The organism is Paraburkholderia nodosa (assembly GCF_001718195.1).
GTDB classification, from domain to species: domain Bacteria; phylum Pseudomonadota; class Gammaproteobacteria; order Burkholderiales; family Burkholderiaceae; genus Paraburkholderia; species Paraburkholderia nodosa_A.
The window spans coordinates 62,551-80,101 of sequence record NZ_MCNV01000023.1; the positions used below are offsets into that span (position 1 = coordinate 62,551).

Below are 17,551 nucleotides of genomic sequence, written 5' to 3' on the forward strand. Positions count from 1 at the left end.
CATGGTCGCTTCCTGCTCGTCGCGCCCTGATGCAGTTTCCCGTTGGCGGGTTACTGGAACCAGTGCTCACGTGCCTTCATGATCAACGCCTTGGCGGCGTCCTCTTCCATTCCCGTCATTTCGACCAGTTCATCCACGGCCAGCTCGGCGAGCTCGTCGCGGGTGTGAACTTCATGCTGCGCCAGTTTCGCGAGCAGGTCCGGGTCGATACCGTCCAGACTCTTCAGGTCCAGCGCGGCGCTTTCCACCTTCTCCTCGTTCGCGATCGCCTGCGTGAGCAGTGCGTCGCGAGCGCGGTTGCGCAGTTCGTGCACGGTGTCCTCGTCGAACGCCTCGATTTCCAGCATTTCGTTGAGCGGCACGTAGGCGATCTCTTCGAGGCTCGTGAAGCCTTCGTCGATCAGGATGTCGGCGACTTCCTCATCCACGTCGAGACGCGCCATGAACAGGTCGCGCAGCACCGTGCGCTCCTGATTCTGCTTTTGCGCGGATTCGTCCGGCGTCATGATATTGATTTGCCAGCCGGTCAGTTCGCTGGCGAGACGCACGTTCTGGCCGCTACGGCCGATCGCGACCGCGAGTTCGCTCTCGTCGACCACGACGTCCATCGAGTGCTTTTCCTCGTCGACGACGATCGACTGCACGGCAGCCGGCGCGAGCGCGCCGATCACGAACTGGGCGGGATCCTCCGACCATAGCACGATGTCGACGTTTTCGCCACCGAGCTCGTTGCGAACGGCCTGCACGCGCGAACCGCGGATGCCGACGCAGGTGCCGATCGGGTCGATGCGCTTGTCGTAAGCCACCACGCCGATCTTGGCGCGCACGCCCGGATCGCGCGCCGCCGCCTTGATCTCGAGGAGGCCCTGTTCGATTTCGGGCACTTCCATTTCGAACAGCTTCATCAGGAACTCGGGCGCCGTGCGCGAGAGTTCGATCTGCGGGCCGCGAGCGGTGCGATCGACCTTGCCGATCCACGCGCGCACGCGGTCGCCCACGCGCAGGTTTTCCTTCGGAATCAACTGGTCGCGGCGCAGCAGCGCTTCCACACGGCCGGATTCGACAATGAAGTTGCCCTTGTCCATGCGCTTGACCGTACCGGTCATGATGCTTTCGCCGCGCTCGAGGAAGTCGTTCAGGATCTGCTCGCGCTCGGCGTCGCGCACCTTCTGCAGGATGACCTGCTTGGCGGCCTGCGCGCCGATACGGCCGAACTCGACCGAAGGTACCGGCTGCTCGACGAAACCGTCGATCTGCGCTTCCGGGTCTTGCTCGCGCGCTTCGAACAGCAGGATCTCCTGGTCCGGCTCCTGCAGGCCCGCCTCGTCCGGCACGACGCGCCAGCGGCGGAACGTTTCGTGTTCGCCGCTTTCGCGATCGATATGCACGCGGATATCCGCATCCTCGTCGAAGAGTTTCTTGGAGGCCGACGCAAGCGCCGCTTCAAGGGCGGCGAACACCACGTCCTTGTCGACATTCTTCTCGCGTGCCAGCGCATCCACCAGCATCAACACTTCGCGACTCATTGTTTGCGGCTCCTAAAGTCAACTTTGGGGACAAGGCGTGCTTTGTCGATGTCCGCGAGCGTGAAATCGAGCATCGCGGGACCCGCCTTCCCTTCGAATTCCAGACCGATGGATTCGCCTTCGGGAGCATGCACGATGCCCCGGTACGATTTCCGTCCGTCCAATGGCTTTTTCAACGTGATTACCGCTTCGCAGCCTGCGAAGCGTTCGAAGTCCGCCAGTTTCTTCAGCGGACGGTCGAGACCGGGCGACGAAACCTCGAGTCGCTCGTAGTCGATGTTCTCGACCGTCAGAACGTGCTGCAGCTGACGCGTGACCTTCTCGCAGTCCTCGATCGCGATCCCCGCGGGCTGATCGATGAAGATGGTCAGCATGCCGCGCCCGGTGCGCTCGAGGTCGACCAGCTCGTAACCGAGCCCGGTGACCGTGGTTTCAATCAGTTCCGTCAGTTGCACAATGCCCACTCCAGATGTTCTGCGCAGCGGGCCAGCAACTTCCTTCGCTCTAATTCTTGCTTCGCTAGGGATTCGCGGGCCGCGCGCCAGGTGAGCGCGCGCGCTTCTCACCTACCTGCCCCACGATGACGAACGACCCGGATGATTGGAGGCCCCCAAATTGACAATGCCGAACGTGAAACGTCGGCATCTGTTGGTATCCAATTTGGGGCGAACCAAAAAAAAATGGGCGAAACGCCCATCTTCTCACTTAGCCAGGTGGTCGCACCTGGGGCGCGTATTACAGCGCAGAAAAACAGCCGCACGCCCAGCGACTTTGTGATTCTAGCCTTTTTTGCACATTAACGCAAATCACCGGTCAAGCCCAAGCCGCCTTTTGCCGTTATTTATGGGCTAGCAAGGGGATTTTCCGGTGTTTTATGCGCGAACCGCGCGCATTGCCGCCGTTGCATCGCCGCGACGCCCGCCGCATGTCGCAGCCGGGCGTCGCGCGCTTCACGCGTCAGTGCCCGCGCGTTCGGTTGCGCGGCGTGCCACGCGGGCCGCCACGGCTGTTGCCGCCCGCGCGGTTGCCGTTGGGGTTGGCATTGCCGCCGTTGCCGCCGTTGCCGGGACCGCTGCGGCGGTTGCCGCCGGCATTGCCGCCCGCACGCTTGCCCTGCGCGCCCGGTGCACGGTTGCCGTCGACCTCGCGGCCGCCCGCACGGTTGCCGCCACGGCCGCCGAAACCGGAGCCCGCGCCGAAATTGCCATGACCGGCACCCGCGCCGCCGCCGAAGCCGCCCGCTGCGCCGCGCCGTCCCTGGCCCTGACGCGGCTGCCCCATCGCACCGTGCGAACTCAGCACCGGCTCGCGGTTGATGAAGCCCATCGACGTCTGCATCGGATCGGGCTGGCGACGCTCCTGCTCCTTGCCGCCGCGACCGCCCTTCTCTTCGCTCGGCGCCTTCAGGCCGACCGCTGCCATCAGCGCGCGCACCTGGTTGTCTTCGAGCTCTTCCCAGCGGCCGCGCTTGAGACCCTTGGGCAGCGCGATCGGGCCGTGGCGCGTGCGGATCAGGCGGCTCACCATCAGTCCCGCCGCCTCGAACATCCGGCGCACTTCGCGGTTACGGCCTTCGGCCAGCGCGACGTGATACCAGTGGTTCGTACCTTCGCCGCCGCCGTCGCGGATGCGCAGGAAGCTCGCGGGGCCGTCTTCGAGCTCGACGCCCTTGAGCAGCTTCTGGCGATTCCCCTCGGTCAGCTCGCCCACCACGCGCACGGCGTATTCGCGCTCCACGCTGTAGCGCGGGTGCATGAAACGGTTGGCCAGATCGCCCGAGGTGGTCAGCATCAGCAGACCTTCGGTGTTGAAGTCCAGACGGCCGACGGCCAGCCACTTCGCCGTTTTCATCGGCGGCAGGCGATCGAATACCGACGGACGGCCTTCCGGATCGGCGTGGCTCACGATTTCGCCGGTCGGCTTGTGATAGATCAGCACGCGCGGCGGCTTGTTCTGCAGCTTGCGCTTGATGGGCTTGCCATTGATGCGGACCTGGTCGGTCGGCAGAATGCGCTGGCCGATGTGCGCGGGCTCGCCGTTCACCGAGACGCGCCCGGCGATGATCAGCTCTTCCATGTCGCGGCGCGAGCCCATGCCCGCATCCGCCAGCACTTTGTGCAGCTTCGGTGCGTCGTCGTCCGGGCTCAGCACGCGCTTGGGCTGCTGGGCACGGCCGCGGCGCAGCATCGGCGCCCGCACGCCCGAACCGGCGCCGTTGTCGGCGTCGAACGCCGGCGACGTCACGTACAGGAACAGGTCGTCCTGCGTGGACTCGCCCGCGGCGGCGGCCGGCTGGCCTTCGCCTCGCACCTGGCCCTTCTGTCGCTTGCCCGCGCCTTGCTGGCGCTCGCCCTGCTGGCGTTCGCCCTGACGCTCACCTTGAGCGGCAGCGCCCGCATTCTGGCGGCGGCCCGGCTTCTTCGCGCCTGCGTCCTTGTTGCGCGGTGCGCGCCCGGCAGGAGCACGCTCAGGCGCCGCTTGCGGCGCGTCAGCGGGCGCTGCGGGCGCGTCGGCGCCCTCCGCGCCTTCTGTGGCCTTGGCCTTCGCACCCGCGCGGCGGCGCGCGATCAGGCTGCGCGGCCCGCGGCGCAGGCCGCGGCGCGGACGCTCTTCGCCCTCGCCGCCCTGTGCTTCGCCTTCGACCTGCGAAGCCCGCGTGTCGTCGTCGCGCGCGGAGGACGCGTCGGTCGAATCGGTGTCGTGGATATCAGTCAAAACAACCTCAAAATGTCAGGTTGCGCGCCCGCTTGCGGGGCGCGTCAAAAATACTTGTTGCTTCAGATGCCGCGTCGTGCGGCTTCGTCGTCCGTCGTCGAGACGGGGTCGTCCTGCGCCGCGTCGCGGCGGTCTTCGTGTTCTTCTTCGCCCGCCGCATCTGCTGCGTGCGCGGCATCCCGCGCGTGAGCGTCCGGGGCTGACCCGTGCTGCGCGAGGCTTGCTTCGTCATGTACCGCTTCGCCCGGGGCATCGGCTGCGTATGCAACGTTTGCGCCTGCCGCCTCGTGCGTTGGTTCCGCTTCTTCCGTTGCGTGCGTCTCGCGCGCTTCGCTTTCGGGCTGTGCGGGCGTTTCATCGCCCGGCGTTTCGCCTTCCGCTACCGGCGTCAGCGCATCTTCCGCGCCCGCGACACTGGAGGCAGCCTCGGGCTGGCCTTGCGCAACGAACTGTGCCGCGACGCTATCGGGAAACTCGATCGCATGCTGGGCAAGCAGTTGCTCGCCGAACTGGCTCGACGGATCGTCGAGCGGCGGCAATTCGTCGAGCGACTTCAGGCCGAGATCGTCGAGAAACTCCCGTGTCGTTGCATAGAGTGCCGGGCGGCCCGGCACGTCACGATGACCGATGACTTCGATCCAGTTACGGTCCTCGAGCTGTTTGACGACCTGCGTGTTGACCGTGACGCCGCGAATTTCCTCGATATCGCCGCGCGTGACCGGCTGCCGGTACGCGATGATCGCGAGCGTTTCGAGGACCGCGCGCGAATAGCGCGGCGGCTTTTCGGGGTGCAACCGGTCAAGGTACGTCCGCATGGCCGGCTTGCTCTGAAAGCGCCAGCCCGACGCGAGCCCCACCAGCTCGACGCCGCGCCCGGACCATTCATGCCGCAGGTCTTCGAGCAGGTTGCGGACCGTGTCGGCCGAAATGTCGTCGGCAAACAGTTTGCGCAGTTCGCCGATCTTCAACGGCTCCTGCGTGCAGATCAATGCAGTCTCGAGGACGATTTTCGCCTCTTGGGTATTCATGCAGCCAGGTCAGACCCTAAGTAAGGTAAATCAGGTTCAAGGAACCGGATCAGACAGACGAAAGACGATATGGAACTTGGAGACGCGCTCGCCCGATTCTGATCGGTCATATTGATGGGAGCACGCACCGGGGGGCCGAAATTCAGGCAAAGAGCCAGACCCAGCCGGAGGGAGCCGCGAAGTTCCCGCAGGGAATCGCTTGACTGAGCGCCATATTACGCAAAAACGCCGGGTGCGTAAAGACGCCATTCCGCATGAGGGGCCTCATTTTAATCCGGGCCCCGTCACCGCTTTATGCCCGCTCGCGCCACGCCGGTGCATGGCGCGGTGCAAGCCGCGCCGACGCACGCTCAATGCGCTCGCACCGTCTCGAGGTAGCGCGCGAGTCGCTCGACGCCGGCGTCGAGCCGCGCGGGGTCGCACGCATAGCACCAGCGCACGAAGCCTTCCCCTTGCGGTCCGAACGCGCTTCCCGGCGCGAGGCCGAGGCCCACGTCGCGCACCAGCGCCTTGCACAACTCGAGGCTGTTCTGCGCGCCCGCCAGCCGGAAAAAAAGGTACATCGCCCCGTGCGGCACTTTCACATCGACGCCGGGCAGCTTCGCCAGCGCCGCGGCGAGGTGGTCGCGCGAGGCGCGCAGATCGGCCACCAGCGCACGCGTGAACGGCTCGCCGTGCTCGACGGCCGCAATGCCGGCCTGCTGCACGAACGAGGGCGCACACGAGGTGTTGTACTCGACCAGCTTGCCCAGATCGTCGGTCAAGGTGCGCGGCACGACCATCCAGCCGAGCCGCCAGCCGGTCATGAGCCAGGCCTTCGAGAACGAATTGACGCAGATCAGGCGCTCTTCGCGCGACGCAAGATCGAGGAACGAGGGCGCGGTGCGCTCGCTCGTGGCGCCGTAGTAAAGGCGCTCGTAGACCTCGTCGGCGACGATCCAGATGCCGAGGCGCCGGCAATGCTCGAGCACCACGCGCTGCTGGTCGCGCGTCATCGCCCAACCGGTCGGATTGTTCGGCGAGTTGATCATGAGAAGACGCGTCTCGGGCGTGAGCGCCGCCAGCAGCCGGTCGAGATCGAGCGTCCAGCCGCGCTCGCCGTAGTCGAGCGAGACCGTCTCGACCGTGGCGCCGAGAATCTTCGGGATTTCGACGAGGTTCGGCCACAGCGGGGTCACTGCCACCACCCGGTCGCCCGCGCCGACGACGAGCTGCGCCGCCAGCATCAACGCGTTGACGCCCGCGCTCGTGACCGCCACGTTATCCACCGACGTTGCGCCGTGCAGTTCGCTCACGTAGCGCGCGAGCGATTCGCGCAGCGGCGCGATGCCGAGGTTGTGCGTATAGAACGTGTCGCCGCGCCCCAGCGCGTCGGCCGCCGCCTCTCGGATGAACGGTGGCGTCACACGGTCGGACTCGCCGAACCAGAACGGCAGCACGTCGGGAACGCCGAACCCGGCGTTCGCCACTTCGCGGATCTGCGACGAGCGCAACGCACGCACCGCTTCACGGGGCAGGGAGACGGAGGACGACGGTTCGAAATCGCTCATCGGGGTTCCGGGTGGCACAGAATGTGGGAAAGCATGCAGTGTATCGCGCGGCCCCGCGCGACGAGCTCCGCGCCTCCAGGCATACGCGCAGCGGTTTCAGTGCCGCGCTTCGGGCTGGCCGGCAAGTTGACGGATCAGCGACCAGACCGCCTCGGCGGCCGGCGAAAGCGAGCGGTCGCGCCGCCGCACGAGTTCGACGGTGCGCTGCGCGCGCGGCACGAGCGGCCGCGCAAGCAAGGGAGCACCCGCCGGCACGGGCAGCGCGAGCCAGGGCAACACGCTGATGCCCACCCCCGCTTCGACGAGACCGAAGACCGTGGCCGGATGGCCCAGCTCCTGCACCACGCGTGCACGCACGCCCTGCTCGCTCATCACGGCGTCGATGAGCGGGCGGCTGCCCGAAGCGTAATCCAGCATCACCAGACGCTCGCCGTCCAGCTCCTTCCACGAGACTTCCTGGCTCAGCGCGAGCGCGTGATCGCCGCGCACGACCACGCAGAACGAGTCCGTGGTCAGGCATTCGGTTTCGAGATCCTCAGCGGCAAAGGGCCCGATGATGACGCCGAAGTCCACCTCGCCCGAGCGGATCTTGCGCACGACGTCGCTCTGCACGTCGTCGCGCAAGCCAAGCGTGATGTAGGGAAACTGCCGCCCGCACGCGGCGACGACCTGGGGCATCAAGCGGCACGCGACCGTCGGACTGGCCGCCACGACGACGCGGCCGCGCCGCTGCTCGCCGATCTCGCGAATTTCACGCAGGGCGTCATCGAGATCGCCCAGCAGGCGCGGAATGCTCGCGATCAGGTTCGCGCCGACATCGGTGAGCTGCACCTCGCGCGTGGTCCGGTCGACGAGCTTCACGCCAATCTCGGCTTCGAGCTCGCGTACACATCGGCTCACCGCCGACTGCGTGAGCCCGATTTCGTCCCCGGCCCGGCTAAAGCTCTGCAGCCGGGCAACCTCGATGAAAACCCGCAACTGCCGCAGCGTCACATTCATCCGCTTGCCTCATGAATTGTCCGTTTTCATGCAATTTTATGCCGGACACCCCTCGTTACGTGTAGAGGAACCTCGCCACCCATTATTCGCCGCAATGCAGCAATACGGCGCAAACGCACGGCGGACGGGCTTGTCTGCACAAGATTGGTGATTCTCCCGATTTTCTCGATAAGTGTTTTCGAGTCTTATACGCCCCTGGCAATCTCCCGCGCGGGCTTGGCGCCACGCGGCTTCAAGACGAGAACGTACGTGCTGGCACGGTTTTCGCATTAAGGCACGCACAGGTTCGATGGACGTACCGGAAGCATGCAGTCCGGGACGATCCAGCCGGGCCCGCCTGGTACTCCGGCATCCGGCCGGGAGTCCATGAAGAGTGCGCAGCGCGGGGCAGCGCACCGGAGATAGCTTCGCTGAGGTGAAACATGATGCTGTTCGACGATTTGAGAGACAACGAATGGGCGCTGGTCGAGGCGTTGTTCTGTGCTGAACCGGCACGGAGCGAACGGCGCGGACGGCCTCGCGTCGAAGCGCGTGCTGTGGTCAACGCGGTGCTCTGGGTGCTTTCGACGGGTGAAGGCTGGTCCAAGCTGCCGGGCCGCTACCCCTCGCCGCCGACTTGCCGCCGTCGTTTCGACGAGTGGCAGGCAGACGGCACGCTTGCGGAGATCGTCAAGCGACTGAGCACGAACGGGCGCGAAATTTCGCTGCGCGGCCGTATCGGCGCCACGGCGACCAAGCCGCCCGCACCGCCCAGCCGTGATCGCCTGCGCGGCGCGTTCTGGACCAATCCGGAATCGTGGCGCGCGCCGGTCAAGATGGCCTGAGCCACGCTTAAACTGCTTTTCCGCCGGGCGCATCGTGCGCCCGGCGTGTTTTTCTCCCCATCCTTGCGTATTTCATGGCCGCTGCAGACCGCTTTCCGGTCGTGCCAGTAGCGCCACCCCTCCCCACTGATGCGGGCCGCATCGACGTCGCTGCGTCCGCAACCAGGCGATCGGCATCGCGCGATACATCTCTTTACTAATATTTACAGCGCGCTTTCGTGCCCGACGTTAGCTTAGGAGCATGTCCACTAACGTCAAGAAACTGGATTGACGGGGAACCACCATGAAATCCATGAACCTGCACATCCGGGGCATCATGGTTTCGCTGTTCGCCCTCGCCCTTTTCGCGCCGACCGCTTCGTTCGTGTCGTTCAGCGCCGCGGCCCACCCGCCGCATGCCTCCGTACCGACATGGTCGATCGCGCGCACCGGCGCGCACGCCATGCCGCCCGTAGCGCCTGGCCCGAACGCGAGCAAACCGCCAGTGCCGCGCGGCGACTTGCGGGGCGATATTGCGGACAATGCCCGCCGCAGCGCGCCGCAGAGGCAGGAACCAGCGCAGCGCCGGTAAGCCGGCCAGCGAAACACCATCGAGAGGACGGCCGGAACCGACGAACGAGCAGCGATGACGCAGGACGGTAAGAGCGTCCGGCACGTCGCGGGCTCAGCAAATACCCTGCCCCGGGGAACCACCGCGCTTCATGTGCGGTCTATCCTTACGCCATCAAGCACAGCGTGGCAGCAGTAATTCCGGTAAGCCCGTATCTTTCGATGCGGGCTTTTTTTTGGCGGGACGAAGAGGACGGGGGTACAAACGGGGGTACTACTGGCTGGCTTCGAGGCCGGATTGGGGTACGCGCTCCGCGACATAGTCGGCCACGCGATGCGCGCTCCACTGCACCGTGCGCTCGTCGCGAGCGAGCCGGGCGAATTCGGCGCGGCCGCGATCGGTCAGCACCGCGATATCGACCGGCGCATGGAAACCCGGCGCCGGCGCAACCGTGCGCTGCCGGACGATGTCCATCATGCCGAGATCGCGCAAATACTGGAACACTTCAGGACGACGCGCCCACGGGACCTGCCGATACTGCACCCGCCTCAGCGCTTCGAGTACTGCTTCGTTGGAATACGTGGTCATCTCACTTCTTTCTTAAAATGCAGTCCTGCGATCATTGAGTCTCACGCGAGCCGGCTGCGGCGCAACGCGGACCTGAGAATGGCGCAGTCTGTGCCCTGGCGGGCCCACGCGCCCTATCCGTGCGATGAGCAGCGGCAGGGACTGCAGGTTATCCGGGCCCCCGTGAAAGCGGCTTCACCGCTTCCCGCACGGCCAACGCCGCGCCACGCTCGCGGCGCAAAGGTCGGTTGGACGCGCATTTTCCCGAAAACAATACGTTACCTCATCCAAATTGATTCTATTCGTTTTGTTTGTGCTATTTGTTGCGCTCGGCCTGCTGTGGCGCAGCGCGCGCTGGCGTGTCGCGGTCTGCGCGGCCGCGGTCTTCTGGCTGCTCGCGACCGGCTGGCTCACCGCGGTGCTGCTCGATATCGCCCAGCCGGAGTTGTATCGCACTCCCTACGATCAGGCGAAAATCGGCCCGGCGCACTTCGGTGCGCGCACCGCCATCATCATGCTGGGCGGCGGCACCGAATCGCACGGCGGCCGGCTGTTCCCCGCGCGCGACGTCTACGCACGCATCGCGCTTGCCGCCGAGTTGTACGCACAGTGCGCGCGCGCGGGCGGCACATGCCGCGTGATCGTGAGTGGCGGCAACCCGGAGCACCATGCGAGCGCCGAGGCCGACAACTACGCGCCCTACCTGCTGCGCGCCGGTGTGCCGAGCGCCGATCTCGTGCTCGAAAACCAGAGCCTCACGACGTATCAGAACGCGCGCAACGTCGCGCCCATCGTCCGCGCCGGGAATGACGAAACGCTCCTGCTCGTCACGTCCTCGTACCAGATGCGCCGTGCGATGCTCGATTTCCGGCGTTTCGACATGGACCCGCTGCCTGCGGTTTCCAGCGTGCGGCATGTCGAGCGCGGCCTGCTTCCGCGCCTCGCAAATCTCAAGTCCGCTGAAACGGCGCTCCACGAATCGATTGGGGTTGGCCAGTTCTATGTGTATCGGATGATCGGCTGGTTCTAATATGACCGTTAGGCGACGTTAGATGTAACGAGATGTAACTCCCGCACGAACGGCTTACGTGATGTCATCTGGAGCGAGTATTTGATCGTTAGAATGGGGTGTCCATCCTGCTTGGACAGGCACCGGCTGGGTCCATAAACCGCTCCTTCGGAGGTAGAGATGAAAAAAGTGTCCCTCGCAGTCCTGATTTCACTTTCCGCACTGGCGGGCGCTGCGCATGCGCAGTCGGATAACGGCATCACGATGAGCACCGACCCGGCCAAGGCCGACGACGTCCTGCAACGCGCGCAGGCGCTGCAGCAGCAACAGGAAGCCGCGCCTGCGCCGGCGCCCATGATGCATCACAAGTCGGGGCATCCGCATCACAAGAAGGCCCCTGCCCAGTAAGAACGGACGAGGCTGGCCGCGCGCAGCCCAGCGCACGCGGGCGACGCCTTCCCGGGAATGAAGCCGATGCCGGTTTAGCCGCCATCGGCTTTTTTCTTCGCCGCGGCACTTCGCTGCGTTTGTGGCCTCGCGCGCAGCGGCCCGCGCCGACGCGCCGGCGCGGTATGCTAAAGTCGCGCACCTCGAAAACGCCGCGGTTGGCCAGATGCGGTCGGCCAGACGCGGTCGGCTAGACGCAGTCGGCTAGACGCAGTCGGCTAGACGCGGTCGGCTAGACGCAGTCGGCTAGACGCAGTCGGCAGACCCAACCTTTTGTGCGCGCCACGCGCGGAGAAACGCAATGAGCAACATCCAGCTCGACATCGAATGGACCGAAGCGGCCTCACGCAAGATCGAAAAACTGATGCCGCGCGGCGGCAACCAGGATGCGTATCTCGCGCTGCCCCCCATCGAATGCCTGCCGATGGAAGGCGACGTGCTGTTTCTCGGCCCGGCCGGCAAGCAGCAGCCGTTCATCGTGGCGGAGCGCCAATACCACCACGAAGGCGACGCGGACTGGACCATCATCCTGATTCTCGACGTGCCCAACACGGCGCACTGAGCGGCAAACCAAGGCCGCCGGCGGTCGGCATGCGAGGCGCTCGCACCGAAGGCGAGCGCCCGCTTTGGAAGGCAGTTGCGCGGCCCTGGCGGTAGAGGCGCCCGCGAACCGCCCGCGCCGCCGTCCGTCCCAAGCCATGCCGAACCCGACTTCGGTGCGGGCTTCTCCAATTTCGACCGCGTCTGGCGCACATGTTGTGCGCGGACTTTCCGCCCGAGCACGGGCCGCGCGAGCGCCCGTGGCGCGAGCCGGGTCAAGCCGCCGCGTGATCCGGGTCGCTAGTCGGTGACGCGCCGACGCCCCGCCTTCAGCTCACCGGTGCGCGCCTTGCTGTCGAGCCGGCGCAGCTTCGAGGCGCGCGTGGGACGCGTCGCCACGCGCGCCTTGCGCGTCACGCTCACGCTGTCGACCAGTTCCTCCAGGCGCGCAAGCGCGGCCACGCGGTTCTGTTCCTGGGTGCGGTATTCCTGCGACTTGATCACGACGACGCCCTCGCTCGTAATCCGGCGGTCGGCGAGCGCGAGCAGGCGCATCTTGAGCACCTCGGGCAACGACGAGGCGCGGATGTCGAAGCGCAGATGAATCGCGCTCGACACCTTGTTCACGTTCTGGCCGCCCGCGCCCTGCGCGCGAACGGCGACGAGTTCGATTTCCTGCAACGGGATGGGCGCGCGTGCGGTCATGGGCAACGAGAAAGAAAGCAGGCCGCATCGGGCCGGACACGCGGCAGTGTCGCACAGCGCGGCTGAATCGGCACAGGCATGACACAGGCGTGACACCTCCTCGCGCAAGGGGCAAGCCGATCCGCCGTCGGCCGCTGTGCAGCCAGTTTGCCGCCGCGCGGCGCATGAACCATACTTGCGACATTCCCTTGGGCGAACCCACAGGAGCACGCACCCCATGAAGCTGCGTCCCGCATTCGTTGCCGAACTGGCGGTCAATCTCCTGCTTCCCTGGGTCGCCTACCGTCTCGCCGAGCCGCACTGGGGCGAAGTCGGCGGCCTCATTGCCTCGGCCGCGCCGCCGCTTGCCTGGAGCATCGTCGAACTGGTGCGCTTTCGGCGGGTGGATGCGCTCTCCGCCGTCATTCTGCTCGGCATCGTGCTCTCTGTGCTCGCCGTGGCATTCGGCGGCAGCCCGCGCGTGCTGTTGATGCGCGAAAGCCTCGCCTCGGGCGCGATCGGCGCCGCGTTTCTGATCTCGCTTCTCGCCAGGCGCCCGCTCGTGTTCTATCTCACGCGAGCGACGGTCGCGCGTGAGACGCGCGAGGGCGTCGCGCGGCTCGAACAGCTCTGGAAGGAAAACACGAGCTTCGCGGCGGCCATGCGGCTGCTCACGTTCATCTGGGGCTTCGGGCTTTGTCTCGATTCCGCGCTGCGCACGTACCTGGCTGCCACCTGGCCGATCGAGCGCTTTCTCGTCGTCTCGCCGATCATCGGCTATGGCGTGTTCGGCGGCCTGATGGCCTGGACCTTCTGGTATCGCACGCGCATGCGGCGCATCAACGGCACGCACGGCCTGCTCGGCGACGCGGCCGCCGCAACGAACGCGAGCACGCTCAGCGTGGACTGAGACGCCGGCGCCAGCTTCGGCCCGGTCCGGCATGCATCGACGGTCAGATCGCGCCCGAAATACGTTAGACTCAGCGCCACAGTCCGCGGCGCACCGTCCGCTCTCGAACTCCCCCGGCAGTCGATGCGCTACTCCGTAGAAATCAGGAAGTTCCTCTATAGCCAGTACTTTTACGGCGGCCTGCGCATCGCGATCGGCATCTCGCTTCCGGCCATCCTGTGCCTGTTCGTCCTTCACAAGAGCGAGCTGGGTTTCACCATCTCGACCGGCGCGCTCGGCGCCTGCGTGGTCGACATGCCGGGGCCGCTCAAGTACAAGCGCAACGAAATGCTCGCGTGCAGCGTAATCGGGTTTCTCTCCGCTTACGCCACCGGCCTCGCCACCTTCAGCCCCATCGCGCTCTGGGCCACCGTGGTGCCGCTCACCTTCGTGCTCTCGCTGATCGTGGTCTACGGCAACCGGTGGCCGCAGATCAGCTTCGCCACCCTCTTCATGATGGTGATGACGCTCGAGGAGCATTTCACGCCGCACCTCGCGCTCGTCAATGCGCTGTGGATCCTGCTGGGCGGCCTCTGGTACACGGCGTGGTCGACCATGATCAGCCAGCTCATGCTCGATCGCATCGAGCAGCAGGCGCTCGCCGAAAGCGTGTTCGCCTGCGCCGACTATCTGCTCGCGCGCGCCCAGTTCTTCGACCTCGACAACGATCTCGACGAGTGCTATCGCAACCTCGTCGCGAAGCAGATCGCCGCCGTCGAGCGCCAGGACGCGGCGCGCGACATCGTGCTGCGCAACCTGCCCAAGCTCAGGGCCGGCAAGGTCGATGCGCGGCGCGCGATGCACTTCAACCTGTTCATCAACACGGTCGATCTGCACGAGCTGTTCGTGGGCGCACACACCGACTACCCGCTCGTGCGCAACACCTTCGGCGGCTCAGACCTGCTCGTGTTCTACCGCGACCTGATCCGCAAGGCCGCCGCCGATCTCGAAGACATCGGCCTTGCAGTGCTGCAAAACGAGGCGCCGCGCGCGAGCGTGAATGTCAAAGCCGAGTTGCGCGCCATCGAATACGAACTCGAGCTGCTGAAAAAGCGCGACCTGGCCGCGACCGACCCGGAGGCCTATGCGGCGATCTCGGCGTCGTTCCGGCGCATCTGGAGCGCGACACGCCTGATCGACCGCATGCGCCGCAGCCTCGCGAGCGAAGTGCCGACGACCGAAACCGAACTGCGCATCGACGAGGCGCTCACACGTTTCGTGACGAACCGCCGCGTGTCCTGGCTGCAGATCTTCTCGAATCTCACGATGGCCTCGCCTAGCTTTCGCCACGCGCTGCGCGTGACGATCGCCGTGGCGGTCGGCTTCTGGCTCGGGCGGCTTCTGCCACTCACCAACGCCTACTGGATCGTGATGACGAGCATCATCATCCTGAAGCCCGGCTATTCGCTCACGCGCCAGCGCAACGCGCAGCGTATCGTCGGCACGCTGATCGGCTGTATCGCGAGCATTGCGCTGATCCTGCTCGTGAAGCAGCCGCTCGTGCTGCTCGTCTCGATGTTCGCGGCGATGGTGATGAGCTACAGCCTCCTGCTCTTCAACTACACGGCGAGCGTGGTGTTCACGTCGGCCTATGTGCTCCTGATGTTCCATCTGCTCGCGCCGGGCAGCATGCGCATCATCGGCGAGCGCGCGATCGATACGGTGGTGGGCTGCATGATCGCCATCGCCGCGAGCCATCTGTTTCCGTACTGGGAATACCGCCTGATGGGCAAGCTCGTGCACGACATGATCGCCGCGACGCGCAGCTATCTCGAAGCGAGCTGGTGGTGGAGCGGGCGCACGAGCGCGCCGCAGCCGGCGTTCGCGGGGGCCGGGGTGAGCGAGGCAGGCGCGCGCGTGGCCGCCCATGCAGCGCCGGCGGCGACGCGCGCAGGCGATGCGGGCGGCGTGGCGAATCCGGTGACGAGCAGCGTGAGCGCCATGGCGAGCGCTTCGGCGAACGCGGCGAGCGTCATCGACGAACCCGCAGCCGCCGCCGCGACCCTCGACGACTCGCCCACCGCCGGCGCTCCCGGCTCGCCCGTGTCGGCCGTGGGCGCGAAAACCGCTGCACAGACCGCGCAAGCCACGGCGAGCGTAGCCGCAGCGGCACCGTCGCTCGCGCGCGACTTCCGCTACCGGCTCGCGCGCAAGAACGTGCACGTGGCATTCGCGAATCTCGGCCAGGCGTTCCAGCGCATGATGCTCGAACCGAAGGCCGCGCAGAAGTTCGTGCCCGAGCTCAACGACCTGCTCGTGCGCAGCCACGTGCTCGCCTCGCAGATCACCGCCACCGCCCCGCTGCTGCGCAGCACGGCGCGGCCCGACCAGCAGGAGGTCAAGCTCGACGCACTCGAGCGCGCGCTGTCGTGCGTGCGCGAGAACCTCGTCGCCGCCGAAGCGGGCACGCCTGCGCCCGCCGATCAGGCCGACATCACGAAGCAGCTCACGCGCGAACTCGATGCGATGGTGGTGGAAGCCGAGCGCGCGCTCGGCGCCTCGGCGGAACTGCCGCAGGAACTCAAGCTGCTCGCCCACCAGTGCAAGCAGATGATCACGGCGTCCTGGTTGATTCGCCGGGACGCGAGCATCATCCGGCTACCGGAGGAATAAGAAGAAAACGGCCCGGCGCGTCACTGCGTCGAGCCACCGGCTTGCGACGCGGCCGTGCTCGCGGATGCGTGCGCCGCGCCGGCGCCCACGGTCTCGTCGTACTCGCGCTTGCTTTTCAGTGCGTTGAACAGCACGGTGCCGATCACGAACAGCACCACTACGACGATGAGCACGGCAACGCCGACAGTGGGGTTCTTCCTGCGCGGTTCGTTCATCGGTCGTGCCCAGCCTCGAGTTGGATGACAGGAACGGGCATTCTACGCCGCCATGCCTTGCAGACGGCTTGCGGCGCGAGCCGCGGGGTCCCGCCAGATGCCGCTAGGTGCCGCTGCGCACCGGCAGCGCCGTCGAATATTTGAGCTGCTCCATCGCGAAGCTCGAACTGACATCGAACAGCGGCACGGCGCGGATGAGCTGCTTGTAGACGCGGTCGAAGTCGTCGATATCGGAGACCACGATACGCAGCAGATAGTCAGTCTCGCCGCTCATGCGATACGCCTCGACGATTTCGGGAATCTCCTGCACGGCGCGCGTGAAGGTCTGCGCCCACGCCTCGGTGTGCTGGTTCGTGCGCACGGCGACGAACACCGTCGTCCCCACGCCGAGCTTGCGCGGGTCGCACAGCGCGACCTGCGCGCGGATCACGCCCGTTTCCTTCAGGCGCTGCACGCGCTTCCAGCACGGCGTTTGCGAAAGATTGACGCGCTGCGCCAACTCCGCGACCGGCATGGTCGCGTCCTGCTGCAGCAACTCAACCAGCTTTCTGTCGATGAGATCCATTTCCGCACTCCCCGAAGCGTAGAAATTTATTCTACACGATGGGCAAACGGGAAAAGAATAGGAAAACGCTTTCCAGGCGCGAACGGCTATAAATCTTCTTGTAGAAACCGGAAGAAGAACACGCCATGAACGCCCCTGCCGAACTCGCCCTGCTGAGCGCCTTCCACACCGCGGAGCAGCACGTTGCCGCCTTCGCCCGCTTCACCGCCGCGCTCGACGCCGCTTTCGATGCCTGCGCGACGCCCGGCGACCCGTCGCGCTGCGCCCGCTTCGCGCGCGGCCTGCGCGCGGCGCTCACGCGTGCGCTCGCCGATCCGGCGCTCGTCACTCCCGCGCAGCGCGAAGGCAGCGCGCAGACGTATCGGCGTCAAGTCATCGCGGCCGACAGCCGCGGCCGCTACACGGTCGCGGCGCTCGTCTGGCAGCCGGGCCACGCGAGCCCGATCCATGCGCATCACACCTGGTGCGGTTACGCCGTGCTCGACGGCACGCTGACCGAAACGCTCTACGCGTGGGACGACGCACGCCAGGGCGCCGACGTGATGCGCTCGCATCGGCGCGCGAGCGGCGCGGTGTCGTTCGGCGGACGCGGGCGCACCAGCATTCACCGGCTGTCGAACGGCAGCGACGCGCAGGCCGTCTCGCTGCATGTCTACGGCGTCGCCGCCGAGCACATCTCAACGCAGGTCAACGACGTGCTGCCGCTCGTGCGCAAGACGGCGCTCGTGTCTTAACGCGACTGGCCCCTATCCATCGAAGGCGTCACAGGT

Annotated in this window: 17 protein-coding genes and 1 pseudogene; 8 read left to right on the forward strand and 10 right to left on the reverse strand. The window is 66.2% G+C overall.

Annotation, left to right across the window (positions count from 1 at the left end; genetic code table 11):
• Nucleotides 1-50 precede the first annotated feature (50 nt).
• The 6 genes from nusA to BFD71_RS29705 all read right to left on the reverse strand — a co-directional run bounded on the left by nusA (nucleotide 51) and on the right by BFD71_RS29705 (nucleotide 7,818).
• Nucleotides 51-1,526, reverse strand: coding sequence for a transcription termination factor NusA (gene nusA / locus BFD71_RS29680; RefSeq protein ID WP_069267875.1), 1,476 nt, complete (start codon nucleotides 1,524-1,526; stop codon nucleotides 51-53).
• Nucleotides 1,523-1,981: a ribosome maturation factor RimP gene (gene rimP, locus BFD71_RS29685; protein WP_028204813.1), complete on the reverse strand. Its 459-nt coding sequence runs from the start codon at nucleotides 1,979-1,981 to the stop codon at nucleotides 1,523-1,525. Before rimP ends, nusA begins: the two co-directional genes overlap by 4 nt.
• Before the next feature lie 502 nt (nucleotides 1,982-2,483).
• Complete coding sequence (gene rluB, locus BFD71_RS29690) at nucleotides 2,484-4,241, reverse strand: 23S rRNA pseudouridine(2605) synthase RluB (protein WP_069267876.1); 1,758 nt, start codon at nucleotides 4,239-4,241, stop codon at nucleotides 2,484-2,486.
• 62 nt (nucleotides 4,242-4,303) lie between these two features.
• The gene (gene scpB, locus BFD71_RS29695) at nucleotides 4,304-5,269 is read right to left on the reverse strand and encodes an SMC-Scp complex subunit ScpB (protein ID WP_069267877.1); all 966 of its coding nucleotides are present in this window, start codon (nucleotides 5,267-5,269) and stop codon (nucleotides 4,304-4,306) included.
• 350 nt (nucleotides 5,270-5,619) lie between these two features.
• The gene (locus BFD71_RS29700; protein ID WP_069267878.1) at nucleotides 5,620-6,819 is read right to left on the reverse strand and encodes a pyridoxal phosphate-dependent aminotransferase; all 1,200 of its coding nucleotides are present in this window, start codon (nucleotides 6,817-6,819) and stop codon (nucleotides 5,620-5,622) included.
• 96 nt (nucleotides 6,820-6,915) lie between these two features.
• Nucleotides 6,916-7,818 carry a LysR family transcriptional regulator gene (locus tag BFD71_RS29705; RefSeq protein WP_069267879.1) on the reverse strand — a complete coding sequence of 301 codons (903 nt, stop codon included), beginning with the start codon at nucleotides 7,816-7,818 and terminating at the stop codon, nucleotides 6,916-6,918.
• A 425-nt stretch (nucleotides 7,819-8,243) separates the two neighbouring features.
• On the opposite strand from BFD71_RS29705, the pseudogene BFD71_RS29710 reads away from it, so the two are divergent.
• Nucleotides 8,244-8,639 (forward strand): annotated as a pseudogene (locus BFD71_RS29710) (transposase); the annotation flags it as partial.
• A 286-nt stretch (nucleotides 8,640-8,925) separates the two neighbouring features.
• Nucleotides 8,926-9,213, forward strand: coding sequence for a hypothetical protein (locus BFD71_RS29715; protein WP_141710846.1), 288 nt, complete (start codon nucleotides 8,926-8,928; stop codon nucleotides 9,211-9,213).
• Nucleotides 9,214-9,465: 252 nt separating this feature from the next.
• Here BFD71_RS29715 and BFD71_RS29720 read toward each other — a convergent pair whose 3' ends face one another.
• On the reverse strand, nucleotides 9,466-9,780 hold the full coding sequence (locus BFD71_RS29720) for a hypothetical protein (protein ID WP_069267881.1): 315 nt from the start codon (nucleotides 9,778-9,780) through the stop codon (nucleotides 9,466-9,468).
• A 286-nt stretch (nucleotides 9,781-10,066) separates the two neighbouring features.
• Between BFD71_RS29720 and BFD71_RS29725 the strand changes: the two genes are divergently transcribed.
• From BFD71_RS29725 to BFD71_RS29735, 3 genes are all read left to right on the forward strand, one after another.
• On the forward strand, nucleotides 10,067-10,789 hold the full coding sequence (locus BFD71_RS29725) for a YdcF family protein (RefSeq protein ID WP_256094975.1): 723 nt from the start codon (nucleotides 10,067-10,069) through the stop codon (nucleotides 10,787-10,789).
• 159 nt (nucleotides 10,790-10,948) lie between these two features.
• A complete protein-coding gene (locus BFD71_RS29730) occupies nucleotides 10,949-11,176 on the forward strand; it encodes a hypothetical protein (protein WP_028204804.1) in 228 nt (75 codons plus the stop codon).
• A gap of 340 nt (nucleotides 11,177-11,516) precedes the next feature.
• Nucleotides 11,517-11,777 (forward strand): hypothetical protein, encoded by a 261-nt coding sequence (locus tag BFD71_RS29735; RefSeq protein ID WP_028212153.1) that lies wholly within the window; start codon nucleotides 11,517-11,519, stop codon nucleotides 11,775-11,777.
• A gap of 278 nt (nucleotides 11,778-12,055) precedes the next feature.
• Here the strand turns inward: BFD71_RS29735 and arfB are convergent, their stop codons facing one another.
• The gene (gene arfB / locus BFD71_RS29740) at nucleotides 12,056-12,460 is read right to left on the reverse strand and encodes an alternative ribosome rescue aminoacyl-tRNA hydrolase ArfB (protein WP_069267882.1); all 405 of its coding nucleotides are present in this window, start codon (nucleotides 12,458-12,460) and stop codon (nucleotides 12,056-12,058) included.
• A 217-nt stretch (nucleotides 12,461-12,677) separates the two neighbouring features.
• Between arfB and BFD71_RS29745 the strand changes: the two genes are divergently transcribed.
• Nucleotides 12,678-13,349 (forward strand): VC0807 family protein, encoded by a 672-nt coding sequence (locus BFD71_RS29745; protein WP_069267883.1) that lies wholly within the window; start codon nucleotides 12,678-12,680, stop codon nucleotides 13,347-13,349.
• A 123-nt stretch (nucleotides 13,350-13,472) separates the two neighbouring features.
• Complete coding sequence (locus BFD71_RS29750; RefSeq protein WP_069267884.1) at nucleotides 13,473-16,001, forward strand: FUSC family protein; 2,529 nt, start codon at nucleotides 13,473-13,475, stop codon at nucleotides 15,999-16,001.
• A gap of 20 nt (nucleotides 16,002-16,021) precedes the next feature.
• Here BFD71_RS29750 and BFD71_RS29755 read toward each other — a convergent pair whose 3' ends face one another.
• On the reverse strand, nucleotides 16,022-16,216 hold the full coding sequence (locus BFD71_RS29755) for a hypothetical protein (protein ID WP_069267885.1): 195 nt from the start codon (nucleotides 16,214-16,216) through the stop codon (nucleotides 16,022-16,024).
• Between the two features lie 103 nt (nucleotides 16,217-16,319).
• On the reverse strand, nucleotides 16,320-16,781 hold the full coding sequence (locus tag BFD71_RS29760; protein ID WP_028204798.1) for an Lrp/AsnC family transcriptional regulator: 462 nt from the start codon (nucleotides 16,779-16,781) through the stop codon (nucleotides 16,320-16,322).
• 125 nt (nucleotides 16,782-16,906) lie between these two features.
• On the opposite strand from BFD71_RS29760, the gene BFD71_RS29765 reads away from it, so the two are divergent.
• Nucleotides 16,907-17,515, forward strand: coding sequence for a cysteine dioxygenase family protein (locus tag BFD71_RS29765; RefSeq protein ID WP_069267886.1), 609 nt, complete (start codon nucleotides 16,907-16,909; stop codon nucleotides 17,513-17,515).
• Nucleotides 17,516-17,551: the final 36 nt, after the last annotated feature.

Bases quoted from the DNA above. Each gene is read 5' to 3' on its own strand.
- nusA (WP_069267875.1), bottom strand. From the start codon at position 1,526: ATGAGTCGCGAAGTGTTGATGCTGGTGGATGCGCTGGCACGCGAGAAG.
- scpB (WP_069267877.1), bottom strand. From the start codon at position 5,269: ATGAATACCCAAGAGGCGAAAATCGTCCTCGAGACTGCATTGATCTGC.
- BFD71_RS29700 (WP_069267878.1), bottom strand. From the start codon at position 6,819: ATGAGCGATTTCGAACCGTCGTCCTCCGTCTCCCTGCCCCGTGAAGCG.
- BFD71_RS29705 (WP_069267879.1), bottom strand. From the start codon at position 7,818: ATGAATGTGACGCTGCGGCAGTTGCGGGTTTTCATCGAGGTTGCCCGG.
- BFD71_RS29715 (WP_141710846.1), top strand. From the start codon at position 8,926: ATGAAATCCATGAACCTGCACATCCGGGGCATCATGGTTTCGCTGTTC.
- BFD71_RS29720 (WP_069267881.1), bottom strand. From the start codon at position 9,780: ATGACCACGTATTCCAACGAAGCAGTACTCGAAGCGCTGAGGCGGGTG.
- BFD71_RS29730 (WP_028204804.1), top strand. From the start codon at position 10,949: ATGAAAAAAGTGTCCCTCGCAGTCCTGATTTCACTTTCCGCACTGGCG.
- BFD71_RS29735 (WP_028212153.1), top strand. From the start codon at position 11,517: ATGAGCAACATCCAGCTCGACATCGAATGGACCGAAGCGGCCTCACGC.
- arfB (WP_069267882.1), bottom strand. From the start codon at position 12,460: ATGACCGCACGCGCGCCCATCCCGTTGCAGGAAATCGAACTCGTCGCC.
- BFD71_RS29745 (WP_069267883.1), top strand. From the start codon at position 12,678: ATGAAGCTGCGTCCCGCATTCGTTGCCGAACTGGCGGTCAATCTCCTG.
- BFD71_RS29750 (WP_069267884.1), top strand. From the start codon at position 13,473: ATGCGCTACTCCGTAGAAATCAGGAAGTTCCTCTATAGCCAGTACTTT.
- BFD71_RS29755 (WP_069267885.1), bottom strand. From the start codon at position 16,216: ATGAACGAACCGCGCAGGAAGAACCCCACTGTCGGCGTTGCCGTGCTC.
- BFD71_RS29760 (WP_028204798.1), bottom strand. From the start codon at position 16,781: ATGGATCTCATCGACAGAAAGCTGGTTGAGTTGCTGCAGCAGGACGCG.
- BFD71_RS29765 (WP_069267886.1), top strand. From the start codon at position 16,907: ATGAACGCCCCTGCCGAACTCGCCCTGCTGAGCGCCTTCCACACCGCG.